We start from the raw sequence: 12,545 nt of genomic DNA, 5'->3' as shown, positions 1-12,545 counted from the left end.
AGTACAAACAGCAGCAGGAGTCAGATGGTTACTGACTCCTGCTGTTGTTTGTGTCTCTGAATTGTTTGTTGAACGCCCCGTCTGTGCGCTCGCTCGAATTGTCAGGAAGCGGATACGCGGTTGCCTTTGACGACCGGGTTCCTGAGCGTGCCGATTCCGGTGATTGAAATCTCGACTTCGTCACCATCTTCCAGTGTGAACTGGTTCTCCGGGACTAACCCTGTCCCAGTGAGCAGAAACGCACCAGTGGGGAAGTCGTCTTCCCGTCCCAGCCATTCTGCGAGTTCAGGTAACTTGCGATGAAGTTGGGCGAGAGTTGTCGTACCGTGGAATTCCTGATTTCCGCTGCGAGAAATTGTCAGTGTGATTTCAGTGGCAGCCAGATCCAACGGGCCATCGGCGAGGCGAATACAAGGGCCGATTGCACAACATTGTCGATACACTTTGGCCTGCGGCAGATACAGTGGGTTTTCCCCTTCGATATCTCTGGCCGACATGTCGTTGCCAATGGTGTAGCCAACAATCTGAAGTTTCGGGTTCAGTACCAGTGTGAACTCTGGTTCTGGAACGGACCAGTTGCTGTCCATACGTACGCGGACAGGTTCACCGGGACTTGAAATTCGGTTGGGTGTCGCTTTGAAGAAAATTTCAGGGCGATCTGCGGAATACACTTTGTCGTAGTGAGACGCCGCTGATTCCGATTCTTCCATTCTGGCGATCTGGCTGCGTTTGTAAGTCACTCCTGCTGCCCAGGTTTCCTGCTGATCGACTGGTGCAAGAAAAGTGACTTCCGCAATTGGCAATGCTGTCGCGTGTGGCAACAGCTGGTTCACGAGCTCCTTGGGGGATGCAGAGTGAAGGAGATCGGCCAGTGTCGAAATCCCTGTGAGTCGTTCTAACGGAAGCACTTTGACGAGCTCATCTTCAACAACGGCAACAGCAACAGCAGTGTCAGCAGTCCGAACCTTTGCCAGTTTCATGAGCAGATGCTTTCCATGTGTGAAGGCAGTAGGAAGATGTGCGTTTGTTAAATTGATTACCGTCCACTCACCGAGCGGTGTTCGTGGAGTGCTTTGAGCAGCTGTTGCATGTCTGGTGGGAGGGGAGCTTCGAATTCCATAATCGCGTCCGTCACCGGATGTCGCAATTTCAGCTTATGGGCGTGAAGTGCCTGACGGCTGATAAGCGGAACTTCATCGGCAATCGCTGGAGTCCCGGCCAGTTCCGAGAGCAGGAGTTTGTCGTGACCAGCATAAAGGCGGTCAGCAATGATCGGGTGCTTCAGGTACTGCATATGGACACGCAGCTGGTGTGTGCGTCCCGTCTCAGGAAGCAGCTGAACTTCGGTGAAACCGCGGAAAGTGTTCAGCACACGATAGAACGTGATGGCTTCCCGTGATTTGTCGTCCGGAGCACAGACGATCATCTTCTCATGTGCTTTGGGATGCACTTTCACGTGAGTCCGGATGTAGTCCGAATCCCGATCAATCACTCCTCGAACAATCGCCCGATATTCTTTCTTCACCGTACGCTGTTCGAATTGCTTGGTCAGGCGATTGTGAACCTGATTGTCCTTGGCAATGATGATGACGCCAGTGGTGTCGCGGTCCAGACGGTGAACAATCCCCGGTCGAAGCTGACCAGCGATATCGCTGAGATTGTCAAAGTGGAATTGAACCGCAGCGGCAAGCGTCCCGGTGTAATTCGCCTTACCGGGATGGGTGACCATGTTCGCCGGCTTGTTGATGACAGCGATTGCATCGTCTTCGTAGATGACTTCAATCGGAAGGTCTTCTGCCGCGATGCTGCTGTCTGCCTCTTGAGGCAACTTGACCGAAATGCGGTCATTCACACGGAGACGGCGACTCGCTTTGACAGGCAATCCGTTGACAAGAACGGCCCCCTGTTCAATCGCTTTCTGGAACAGTCCGCGACTGTGGTTTGGAAAGATGCGTGTCAGGTAATGGTCGACACGCCATCCATGCCCTCGGGATTCAACCGTGAGCGTTTGAATCTCGGACGAGAGTTCTTCACTCATCGGACGTCATTCGCAATCATTAAAAGAACTGTGTTTCGACGCGAGCAACGAAAACGACTCTGTGTTCGTGCCGCATCGGATTTTCTCACCTGCCAACAAGCAAATGGATTGCCACTCGACTGACGATGTGGCAATCCATTGTTTGAGTATCAGGCGATCAACAGAAGCAGGTTGCCCTTACTTCTCTGCTGGAGCTTCTGCTGCTGGCTTTGCTTCTTCAGTAGCAGGCTTTTCACTCTCAGGCTTCTTCTCTTCAGTTGCCTTCTCTGGTGCCTTTTCTTCAGCTGGTTTTTCAGTTGCTGGCTTGCCCGCTTCTGGTTTGGCTTCTGCCGGTTTTTCAGCGGCCGGTTTTTCAGCAGCTGGCTTTGTTTCTGCAGGCATCTCCGCTGGTTTTTCAGGAGCCGGAGCTGGCATTGCAGGAGCTTTTTCTGGTGTTTTTGCAGCTGGAGCTTCCTTGTCAGCTGGCATCGCCTTTGGAGCTTCGCCTTCCAGTTTCGGCAGTTCGATCTTCATCTCTCCGGCTGGAGCAGCAGGTGCTCCGCTGCCTGTTGGAAGCTGGAGATCTTTGAAGATGTCGTCTGGAGATGCTGGCTTTGAATCCTGTGGAGTTGGGCGGTCCGCTGGTTTTGGATTCTGCTTACGGAACCAGGCGTAGAAGCCTTCTGCATTCGGGGATTTCAGTGCTGCGATACGGGTGTTGACCCACAGTCGGTGCTGTGATTCCGGGTAGTCCTTCAACAGTTGCTCGTAAGCTTCGATGGCAGTTTTGTCGTTGCCGTCAGAGAGTGCTTCGAGCGAGGTTGCGAATCCGTAGAGGGCTTCTTCTCGGAACTGTGGGCTTCCGCCTGGTTTCAGCAATGCGTCAAAGGCGTCTTTCGCCTGTTTGATGCGTTCGTCGCTGACGGCGCGGTTGGTCAAAGATTGTTCAAGCCCTTCACGAAGGTATTGCCGACCTGCCTGCAGTCGGGCAGCTTGGCCAACTGGTTGAGTTGGGTATTTATCGGCCAGTGCCTGATAGTCTTCTGGAGCCCGACAGACTGCGAATTCGTCCCAGCCGACGGTGTTCTGAGCGTGTGTTCCACGCAACCAGAACATCGCTCCTGCCAGGACGACAATGAATGCAATGCCGCCAGCCAGAAGCTGGTTTGTGTAAGGCTTCGCAACGCCAGCACCTTTGTTCAGAAGCTTCCCGAATTCGTTCGGCTCAGAATGACTGTGGTGGTGTTGATCTGGTGAGTCAGTAGTTGGATTTGGTCCTGTCATCGCCAATCACAGCCTGCGGCCTGTTCCGGCCAGTTCGTTTGTGCATTCTCCGGTTTCCAGGTATTGGAAAGTCCGATGAAGGCACCGTCTGTTAATTAAGTGTGCGGCTCACGACATCCGTGAGTGAATCCTGCAGGCATGGCCTGTGGAGCCCGTCAAATTGTGAGGAACAACAAGATCGGAAACCATGTCGTCCGCACCGTCGAATTGCTGGAAAAGATCAGAGTGACAGGGGCCTGTTCTCGTGCTTTTTCAGCATTTGTAATGGGGGAGTATAGATGCGTTATCGAAAAATGGTCAAGTTTCAGATACGTTCGCCATGACATGGCGACCAATGATTGACTTGTAACAAGATCAACCGAATCTGGAGCAATCCAGAGTAACAGAATCTGGAGGGCCCCCATGAATTTCTGTCGAATCTTCCTCGCTTGTCTGTTTCTTGGAACAGGAATAGTCGATGCCGATGAACCGCAGTTGACGTATTCGATTGATCTGACAGTGGTTCGGGAAGGGTTTGATGGGAAATCGTGCTGGGTTCACCCACGAGCAGGGGCGATTCCTCCAGGGGCACCGGGAAATGAAAAGGGAACCAACCCGCTTGTCATGATGACGATGCAGAAGCTGCGTCTCTCCGGTTCCGATGTGTTTTATGCGTTAAATGAATTGCATACGTCTGATTTCTCGAAAACCTGGTCTGCACCGGCTGAACAGCAGGATTTTCATCGACAGGTCTATCGAGTCGGGAAATCGCCTGTCCCTCCGGGCGTTTCCGGAAATGAAGACCTTCTTCGTGATGGAGATGACGTTGTTGTATGCGACTTCACTCCGAAGTGGCATGAGAAATCGCAGCGTCTGCTGGGGATTGGTCATACGGCCTGGTATCGCAGCAATGCGATCTTCAATCCACGTCCTCGGGCGACAGCATACTCTTGCTGGAACCCGAAGCAGGGAAAATGGGAGCCTTGGAAGGTGCTTGAATTGCCGGAGACTGTTCCGGAGTTTCAGGCGTCAGGGGCAGGCTGTGTTCAGAGATTCGACCTTGAGAACGGCGATGTGCTCCTCCCGATCTATGGAAAAGCTCCGAAAGATCCATTCACTCAGGTCTGTGTGATCCGCTGCCGGTTTGATGGAGAAACATTGAACTATGTCGAACATGGAAATCTGTTGACCGTCGCAGAAAAACGGGGGGTCGGTGAACCCTCGCTCACACGATTCAACGGGACATTTTTCCTGACAATGCGTCATGATCTCCGCGGGTATGTCAGCACCAGTCACGACGGAATTCAGTTTTCAGAACCAAAGCCCTGGCAATTCGACGATGGAACTGAACTCGGAAGTTACAACACACAACAGCATTGGGTGACTCACAGTCAGGGGCTGTTTCTGGTGTACACAAGAAAAGGCGCGAATAACGATCACGTGTTTCGACATCGGGCGCCGCTGTTCATCGCTCAAGTGAATCCGGAAACGCAACAGGTGATTCGGTCGACCGAGAAGGTTGTTGTTCCGGAGAAGGGGACCCGACTTGGCAACTTTGGTGTCGTTGATGTGAATCAGAATGAAACCTGGGTGACAACGGCAGAGTGGATGCAACCGGCAGGTGTCGAGAAATATGGGAGCGACAACCGCGTATTTGCGTCCCGTCTTCTTTGGAGTCAACCGAATCTTCTGGTTCCTGCTCCATCCAGTTCGTCCACCTCCAAGTGAGTTACTTCGGAGAAGAAGTTCATATGCGATTGACGCACGGGTTTGGAAACCGAAACGACATCAGTGTCGTCACAGGATGGAACGAACTGGTCGAGAATTCTGTTTGTTGCGATTAATTGCTCAAATCGTGATGGACTTCATCCACGTCGCGACTTTTTCTTGCTTCTGCATTTGTTACTATGCAACACTACTGTTCAATGATCACTGATGGGATTCGGTTTGGCCGGATTTTCGACTGTGACTGGCGATGATGTCCCTGTCGACAGATGCCGTTTGGGAGAGAGAAATCGTGCGTGTTTTCGCGACTTTACTGCTGACTTGCTGCATGGCTGCCTGTCTGGTTCCGTCTGCAAAGGCAAATGACGGATTTGTCGAGATCTTCAACGGCAAAGATCTGACAAACTGGGACGGCAATCCAGAACTCTGGTCTGTTAAAGACGGTGTGATCACCGGTGTTTCAGACGGTTCGATCAAAGCGAATCAGTTTCTGGTCTGGACCGGCGGAAAGGTCTCTGACTTCACCTTGGTTGCTGACTTCCGGTTGGAAGGCAATAACAATTCAGGAATTCAGTACCGATCACAGCGTCGCCCAGACGTCGGCGATTGGGTCGTCAGAGGATATCAGGCAGATATTCACGCCAATGCTCCTTACACCGGTATGCTTTATGAAGAAGGCGGCCGAGGCATCATGGCCGAACGTGGACAGAAAGTCCTTTATAAGGCTGATGGGAATAAAGAAGTCACAAAGCTCGACGTTCCTGTGACTCCAATTGAGCTCGCTGAATGGCATGAGTTGAAGATCGTCTGTCAGGGTGACCACATCACTCACTACATCGATGGCGTTAAGACCATCGAGATCATCGATCAACAGTCTGCGGCTCGTAGTCTCGAAGGGGTTCTGGCGTTGCAATTGCACGCTGGCCCTCCAATGAAGACTCAATTCCGCAACATCAAGCTGTTGGTCAAAAAGGAAGCAAACACATCGACTGCACCAGGACAGCCTGCGGAATCCCGAGCGGCTGGAACAAAATAGCTCTATCTCTTTCAGTGATTCCATCCTGAGTGGATTCAACCGAAGTCTGTGAGAGCTCATCTCTGCTTGTTCGCGAGCAGACGTCGAAGCCTGATACAAAACAAACCGCCGTGAATCGTGTCTTCCTGAGTGGAAGACTGATTCAGGCGGTTTTTTTCATGCCGATTGAGTTTTGCTGCTCGATACTTGCGGTGTTATTTCTCAGTGAATTCCGCTGGAATCTTCTTCGGGATGGCATCGAGTTCATCGAGTCGGAAACGGACGGCGACCACGGAATTCTTTTCACCTTCAGGAACCAGTTGCACGTAAGTGACGGTAAAGAACGTTCCATCCGGAAGAAGTTCCAAACCTGGATATCCAGTGTCGAACTTGCGGCCATGTTGGTGAAGCAGTTTCACACGATACTGACCATCCCGGCCGTGAATCACATCGTCATATGTCCCCACCCAGCCGACAAAGTGACCGCGTGTCGGGCCGTCTGCGAGATCACGAAAGACAACAACCAGTCTTCCGTCTGGGGCGTATCGGGCGAGGTGTCTGTCTCCGGTTAACGACGCGGTTAGCTCTTTCGGGGCAGACCATGTTTGGCCTTCGTCGTCACTGGTGATAAAGAGCGAGTTCCATTTTCTCGTGTTTTCTCGAATGAACATCAGCAACTGTTTTCCATCAGGAGAACGAATCGCTGCCGGTTCGCAGGGATAACCGCCAGGAAGTGAGCAGACAATATGGGAGTCTCCCCAAGTCAGACCGCCATCGATTGAGGAGCTTTGCCAGATGGATCGTGGAGTCTTGTCCTTTCGCTCATCAACCATTTCATCGCTGATTCCCCGGTGATACCACATCAGCCATTTCTTGCCCTCTTCAACGGCAATGACACTGATTGGGGCCACGATGCACTTCAGCCCGTTGGGCTTCATCTCAGACCATGTCTTGCCATCGTCGAGTGAAATGGACTGGAACATTGCTCCATTTCCAGCGAACGCAAAGATTCTGGCAACGCCATCTGGTCCGACAATTCGATGCAATGTCGGGCAGTTGATGACCTGTTTCCAGTTCTCAGGAACCGGCAGCAGTTCGCTCCATGTCAGTCCGCCATCGGAACTTTTCTTGATCGGTCCGCAACTTCCGCCATGGTTGAGTGTCCACGCGACGAAGATGGTTTTTCCATCCGGCATCAATAATGAGTGAGGGTGACCTTGGTAAACCGATTCTGTCCCGCGAGCGATGACAGTCATTCTTGAAGCGTCGGTGGAGAGATCCGCAATTGGAAGCGTTGACTGCTTGGACAGACGTGGCTGCAGAACATTCGTCTCATCTGCATAAGCGGCAGACGTTCCAGAAAATGCGAGGAGCCCCGCGACAAGGAGATTGCTCAGGAACTGGCGGAATTGAGTGGACAACATCAAACCTCCCTTGGTCTCGACGCTTAAAAAGGAAGCTTGTCAGGGCGAATCGAGTTGACCCTTTTGCCCGATCAGACTTGCTTCGATGCCTCTACTGCCTGTTTCTGTTCCAGCTGCTTTTTGCGTCCTGCCTGTTCCAGAATGGAGACGATGACGAGCAGGCAGAATACAAAAGCCAGTACCAGAACGGCTCCGCGGCTGTCATTGACATGATACAGCAGCACGGCACCCAGTCCGGTTGTCAGAGTTGCGAAATGAACTGTCAGCACCGATTTTTTGCGGCTCAAACCGAGGTCGTTTAATCGGTGAGAAAAGTGATTGCGGTCCGGTTGAAAGGGGCTGTTTCCATTCCAAAGTCGAATGCTGATGACCGTGATGAAATCGTACAGCGGAATCGCGAGGATCAGCAAAGGGGCGAGGAGCACATGATGTTGCGTATGTTCCTCTTCATAGAACGTCCCCAGGATTGTCATTGTCGAGAGGATTAAGCCAATGAACGTGCTTCCGGCGTCTCCCATGAAAATCTTTGCTGGCGTCCAATTATGCCAGAGAAATCCAGAGATCGAACCAGCAAGGACCAGTAAGGCACCGCCGACCAGCCATCTCGGTTCGCCAGGCATTTGAAGCATGATCCATGCGAACATCACGGAGGCGACGAGACCGATTCCTCCGCAGAGTCCGTCCATGTTGTCGAGAAAGTTGAGTGAGTTGATCAGGACGACGATCCAGATCACGGTGAGACTCGCTCCGACAATCGGGTGCGAAATAAAGATTGTTGCCCGAACGCCTCCGCAGACGAGGGCGATGGCCAGCAGAAATTGAACTGAAAGTCTGGCTTTCCATGGAAGACCGTAGCGATCATCCAGCAATCCCATTGCCATCAGAACCGAACCGGCAGCGATAATGCCCCAGAGTTGCCCGGAACGTTCCAGAACGCCGGGGAGATGGACACCCATCTGCTCCAGAATGCCAATGGATGGTGTTGGGAGTTGGGCCTGCCACCAGATGACAAGTTGGGCGATCAGCAACGGCAGAACGACACCGAAATAGATCCCGATTCCTCCGCCGAGGGGCGTGGGAGTGGTGTGGACTTTTCTTGCGGCTGGCTGGTCAACCAGTCCCCAAACCGGAGCCCATTGTCGCATGAGCCAGGTCACGATCCAGGAAATGACAAAGGCAGGGATGGTACAAGCGCAGACAAACCAAACCATCCCCAACACCCCTGAACTGCTTGATATTCAATTCGAACCTGAATGGATGCTTCAAGTCTCTGCGAAACAGAAATGAATCCGTTACGGAAGGTCTTCACAGAAACATGTTTTCGCACGCCTGTGATTGGACGCAATCTCAAGGTAACAGATTCTGCGACTGTTTCCTCAGAATGGAAGTCAAAACAGGTCCAAATGAGTGGGGCAAAAAAGAAGAGGCGTTGTCGAAATGTTTCGACAACGCCTCTTCCGTTACGGTGGATATCCGTTTGCTCATCACGCAGCAGCAACCCGCGAAGTTGTGCCTGAAAGTGCGGAAGCATGTTTTAATAGCCGTGGTGCTGTTTCGTGGCCCATCGGCTTCAGCGAATTACGAAGCGGATGACTTCTGTTCGCTGATTGTCTGGATTGAGCGCTCTCGGAGGATCGCTTCGTAAACTTCCTGTCGATGAACTGGGATTTCAGCTGGAGCCTGAATCCCCAGGCGAACTTTATCTCCGCGGATGTCGACGACGGTGATCACGATGTTATCACCAATCATGATACTTTCGTCGCGGTGGCGTGATAGTACGAGCATCTTCCTGACTCCTCGTTGTTGTCCAGCACTTCAATTTGCGGACATTGATTATCGTAAATGTGGGACGTTACCCGCTGTCTCAGATGGCTTTACATTCCATTTGCTGACACACCTTTGATCGTCCATCTGGAATACTGGAGTAGAGCAGAAGGATGCGTGTTCTGAGTGATTTGGGTTGTGCAGGTTGGGTGTGGTGATTGTTTGAATTATTCGTCGTGGAATCGCTTCCGATCGGAAAAATGGAGAATTTTCTGGAAATTGTTTCAAGGTGTCGAAGGCATCAGAGAATCAGGACTTTCCTGAACGACGTTCAACTGCAATTGTGCTGGCGGAACCGACCCTTGTTGAAATCTCGCAGTGATGCCTTCTCCTTGAAAACGATGGGAAGATGCGGCGTCAGAGATTCCTCATTCAGCCACTCGCTTGCCGCACATCTTTCTTCAAGATGTGCGATGATGGAATGAAGAGTGCAGTGAGCTGATGCCACCAGAGCTGACCACTTTGCGTCTCACTCTTTGTGGACATTGGCCTCAGTAGGTTTTCCCGATCGACTACCAGAATGATCGGAACCTACTCCGAACTGTTGGGGTTTCATCAGACAACGACTCAGCGAATCACGTTGAGTGTATGGAATGAAAGACGAACGACATGAATCGCTCACTATGGGCCGCAGCCCTGATCACTTACGGCGTTTCTAGCTCAGCAATGGCTCAAGGAATTCCTCCGGAAGATTTGTTCCGGCAGCTCGATAAAAACAAGGATGGGATGCTGACACTGGAAGAACTTCCAGACGGGCAAATGCGTTTCTTTGAGCGTGTCGTGCGGATCGGCGATACGAATTTCGATGGCAAAGTGACATTGGAGGAATTTCAAACGGCATTGAAAGACCAACAGTCGGCTTCGGACTCACCTCAAATGCGTGAGGCAATTCGTCCCGACTCGAATCGTTCTGAACAACAGATGCCGGAAGGGGGGCGTCGGTTTGATCCGGCTGAGATGTTCAAGCGACTGGATCGCAACGGAGACGGCAAAATCAGTCGAGACGAACTCCCGCCTGAAACGCCGCAGATGTTGATTTCCATCTTCGAACAGGCTGGGACCGACAGCATTACCCTTGAACAGTTTCAACGAAGTTTCCCGACGCCGCGAGGAGATCAACCGTTTCGAAGCGAGATGGGTGGCCCGCGAGAGGGCTTTCGTCCACAGATTAGTTTTCCATTCATCAAAGTCCTTGATGAAGATGGAAACGGGCGTCTGAGTAAGCAGGAATTGTCCAAGGCCATCGAGCATTTCGACAAGCTCGATACCAATGGGGATGGGGAACTGGATGTCTCCGAGGTGACCGGCTTTGGTGGAAACCGAGGACGACCGGATGGAGGTTTCGGGGGAGGTCCAGGTGGCTTTGGTGGTCCCAATGGAGGAAGGCCTCGGGGAGGAGATCAAGATGCAGGTCAGCGAAACATGCCAGAGCGACGCCCTGACTTTCGAGATCAGTCCGGAAGTCCAAACGCCGGCCCAGACGCTCGTGGCATGTTCAAGCGGATCGACGTGAACGGCGATGGCTACCTCTCACTGGAAGAACTTCCAGAAGGGATGCAGACGGTCTTTGACCGAATTGATCGCGATCAGGACAGCCGCATTTCTGAAGAAGAGTTCTCAGGAGTTCTGCAAATGATGCGAGGACAATTCAATCAGGGGCGCCCAGCACCAGAGCGAATGAATCCAGGCCAGCAAGGGGGCAATCCGATGCCTCAGCCTCAATCGCAAGGATTGCAGCGAATTGAGTAGCCCATAATTGCCTCTGAAAATGGCCGCACTGTCTCCAACTCACGCGAGACAGTGCGGCCATTCTTTTGAGACATGTTATATCAGCAAGAGAAGCAAATTTGCGGCGGAGTGACTACGCCGATGCAATCTCGCTGAGAACCGAATCTGCGGCATTCAGTGTAAATTGAATGTCTTCGTCGGTGTGTGTTGCACTGAGGAAGTTCGCTTCAAACTGGCTGCACGGGAGATAGACTCCACGTTCCAGCATCCCGTGGAAGTACTTGGAGAATCGGGCGGTGTCGTTCTTGGCGGAAACGCGATAGCTGGTGACCGGCTCCGGATTAAAGAACAGCGTGAACATTCCTCCGGCTCGGGGAACTGAGTGCGGAATCCCATACTTCTGACAGATGGAACTCAGGCCATCGCAGAGGACAGCGCCCTGCTGCTCCAGTTTCGGGTATGGGTTGGTGGCCTTCAGAACGTTCAACGTTGCCAGCCCGCACGCCATTGCAAGTGGGTTTCCTGACAGCGTCCCTGCCTGATAGACCGGCCCGACCGGCGAGACGCTATTCATGATGTCGGCCCGACCTCCGTACGCACCGACCGGCATTCCACCGCCGATGATCTTCCCGAGTGTTGTCAGGTCTGGAGTGATGCCGAAACGCTCCTGTGCTCCCCCGAACGCGACTCGGAACCCGGTCATCACTTCATCGAAGATCAAAACTGTTCCATATTGAGTGCAGAGATCGCGACAGGCTTTCAGGAACTCAGGCGTCGGAAGAACGGTTCCCATGTTCCCGACAACCGGTTCGAGAATCAGTGCGGCCAGTTCGTCTCCATGCTGTTTGAATGCCGCCGTCAGTTCATCGACATCATTGTATTCGAGTGACAGTGTGTCTTTGGTGCAGCCAGCAGGCACGCCGGGACTTGAAGGACTGCCGAGAGTGAGGGCTCCGCTGCCTGCCTGAACAAGCAGACTGTCGACGTGACCGTGATAGCAGCCTGCGAACTTGATGATCTTGTCTCGACCAGTGAATCCTCTGGCGACACGCAACGCACTCATCGTTGCTTCAGTGCCAGAACTGACCATGCGGATCTTCTCGATCGAAGGAATCGACTTGATTACGAGTTCGGCCAGATCGGTTTCGATCTCGGTAGGAGCCCCGAAGCTGGTGCCGGTTTCCAAGGCTCGTTGAACGGCCTCTATGACGGCGGGGTGACGGTGCCCCAGAATGTGTGGTCCCCAGGACCCGACAAAGTCGAGATAACGATTCCCGTCGATATCATACAGGTGAGGGCCCTGTCCGCGAGCGATGAAAACAGGAGATCCACCAACTCCACCAAATGCACGTGCCGGACTGTTCACGCCACCAGGAATGACCTTGCTGGCACGTTCGAAGGCAGCTTGACTTCTCGAGTGATTCAACATGACGGAGATCCTTTCAAGTAGACTTCCTGAGTTAGAAAGTCATCCAGCAATGATTCGTTCAACTTTAGAGCGGCGACAACCACTTCTGGTTTTGTCTGCCATGTTTCGTGAGAGACAGAC

At 52.5% G+C, this 12,545-nt stretch carries 10 protein-coding genes; 3 read left to right on the top strand and 7 right to left on the bottom strand.

Annotated elements, in window-relative coordinates:
* Window positions 1-101: 101 nt before the first annotated feature.
* The 3 genes from SH527x_RS09185 to SH527x_RS09175 all read right to left on the bottom strand — a co-directional run bounded on the left by SH527x_RS09185 (window position 102) and on the right by SH527x_RS09175 (window position 3,301).
* Window positions 102-980 carry a fumarylacetoacetate hydrolase family protein gene (locus SH527x_RS09185; RefSeq protein ID WP_437194360.1) on the bottom strand — a complete coding sequence of 293 codons (879 nt, stop codon included), beginning with the start codon at window positions 978-980 and terminating at the stop codon, window positions 102-104.
* A gap of 56 nt (window positions 981-1,036) precedes the next feature.
* The gene (locus tag SH527x_RS09180; RefSeq protein ID WP_437194359.1) at window positions 1,037-2,038 is read right to left on the bottom strand and encodes an RluA family pseudouridine synthase; all 1,002 of its coding nucleotides are present in this window, start codon (window positions 2,036-2,038) and stop codon (window positions 1,037-1,039) included.
* Window positions 2,039-2,215: 177 nt separating this feature from the next.
* Complete coding sequence (locus SH527x_RS09175; RefSeq protein WP_437194358.1) at window positions 2,216-3,301, bottom strand: hypothetical protein; 1,086 nt, start codon at window positions 3,299-3,301, stop codon at window positions 2,216-2,218.
* 402 nt (window positions 3,302-3,703) lie between these two features.
* Between SH527x_RS09175 and SH527x_RS09170 the strand changes: the two genes are divergently transcribed.
* A complete protein-coding gene (locus tag SH527x_RS09170) occupies window positions 3,704-5,008 on the top strand; it encodes an exo-alpha-sialidase (protein ID WP_437194357.1) in 1,305 nt (434 codons plus the stop codon).
* Between the two features lie 289 nt (window positions 5,009-5,297).
* Window positions 5,298-6,041, top strand: coding sequence for a 3-keto-disaccharide hydrolase (locus tag SH527x_RS09165; RefSeq protein WP_437194356.1), 744 nt, complete (start codon window positions 5,298-5,300; stop codon window positions 6,039-6,041).
* Between the two features lie 194 nt (window positions 6,042-6,235).
* On the opposite strand, the gene SH527x_RS09160 is transcribed toward SH527x_RS09165, so the two are convergent.
* The 3 genes from SH527x_RS09160 to csrA form a co-directional block, all read right to left on the bottom strand.
* Entirely contained in the window at window positions 6,236-7,444 is a 1,209-nt protein-coding gene (locus SH527x_RS09160; RefSeq protein ID WP_437194355.1) for a sialidase family protein, read from the bottom strand.
* Between the two features lie 71 nt (window positions 7,445-7,515).
* Window positions 7,516-8,655 (bottom strand): MraY family glycosyltransferase, encoded by a 1,140-nt coding sequence (locus tag SH527x_RS09155; RefSeq protein WP_437194354.1) that lies wholly within the window; start codon window positions 8,653-8,655, stop codon window positions 7,516-7,518.
* A 367-nt stretch (window positions 8,656-9,022) separates the two neighbouring features.
* On the bottom strand, window positions 9,023-9,229 hold the full coding sequence (csrA, locus tag SH527x_RS09150) for a carbon storage regulator CsrA (RefSeq protein ID WP_437194353.1): 207 nt from the start codon (window positions 9,227-9,229) through the stop codon (window positions 9,023-9,025).
* Between the two features lie 648 nt (window positions 9,230-9,877).
* Here csrA and SH527x_RS09145 point away from each other — a divergent pair.
* Complete coding sequence (locus SH527x_RS09145; RefSeq protein WP_437194352.1) at window positions 9,878-11,017, top strand: EF-hand domain-containing protein; 1,140 nt, start codon at window positions 9,878-9,880, stop codon at window positions 11,015-11,017.
* Between the two features lie 112 nt (window positions 11,018-11,129).
* Here SH527x_RS09145 and hemL read toward each other — a convergent pair whose 3' ends face one another.
* The gene (gene hemL / locus SH527x_RS09140; RefSeq protein ID WP_437194351.1) at window positions 11,130-12,425 is read right to left on the bottom strand and encodes a glutamate-1-semialdehyde 2,1-aminomutase; all 1,296 of its coding nucleotides are present in this window, start codon (window positions 12,423-12,425) and stop codon (window positions 11,130-11,132) included.
* Window positions 12,426-12,545 lie beyond the last annotated feature (120 nt).

Source organism: Planctomicrobium limosum (genome assembly GCF_051465645.1).
Lineage (GTDB): Bacteria > Planctomycetota > Planctomycetia > Planctomycetales > Planctomycetaceae > Planctomicrobium.
The sequence above is the reverse complement of the archived record's forward strand: the minus strand, read 5'-3'. Positions and strand labels throughout refer to the sequence as shown.

Bases quoted from the DNA above. Each gene is read 5' to 3' on its own strand.
- SH527x_RS09185 (WP_437194360.1), bottom strand. From the start codon at position 980: ATGAAACTGGCAAAGGTTCGGACTGCTGACACTGCTGTTGCTGTTGCC.
- SH527x_RS09180 (WP_437194359.1), bottom strand. From the start codon at position 2,038: ATGAGTGAAGAACTCTCGTCCGAGATTCAAACGCTCACGGTTGAATCC.
- SH527x_RS09175 (WP_437194358.1), bottom strand. From the start codon at position 3,301: ATGACAGGACCAAATCCAACTACTGACTCACCAGATCAACACCACCAC.
- SH527x_RS09170 (WP_437194357.1), top strand. From the start codon at position 3,704: ATGAATTTCTGTCGAATCTTCCTCGCTTGTCTGTTTCTTGGAACAGGA.
- SH527x_RS09160 (WP_437194355.1), bottom strand. From the start codon at position 7,444: ATGTTGTCCACTCAATTCCGCCAGTTCCTGAGCAATCTCCTTGTCGCG.
- SH527x_RS09155 (WP_437194354.1), bottom strand. From the start codon at position 8,655: ATGGTTTGGTTTGTCTGCGCTTGTACCATCCCTGCCTTTGTCATTTCC.
- csrA (WP_437194353.1), bottom strand. From the start codon at position 9,229: ATGCTCGTACTATCACGCCACCGCGACGAAAGTATCATGATTGGTGAT.
- SH527x_RS09145 (WP_437194352.1), top strand. From the start codon at position 9,878: ATGAATCGCTCACTATGGGCCGCAGCCCTGATCACTTACGGCGTTTCT.
- hemL (WP_437194351.1), bottom strand. From the start codon at position 12,425: ATGTTGAATCACTCGAGAAGTCAAGCTGCCTTCGAACGTGCCAGCAAG.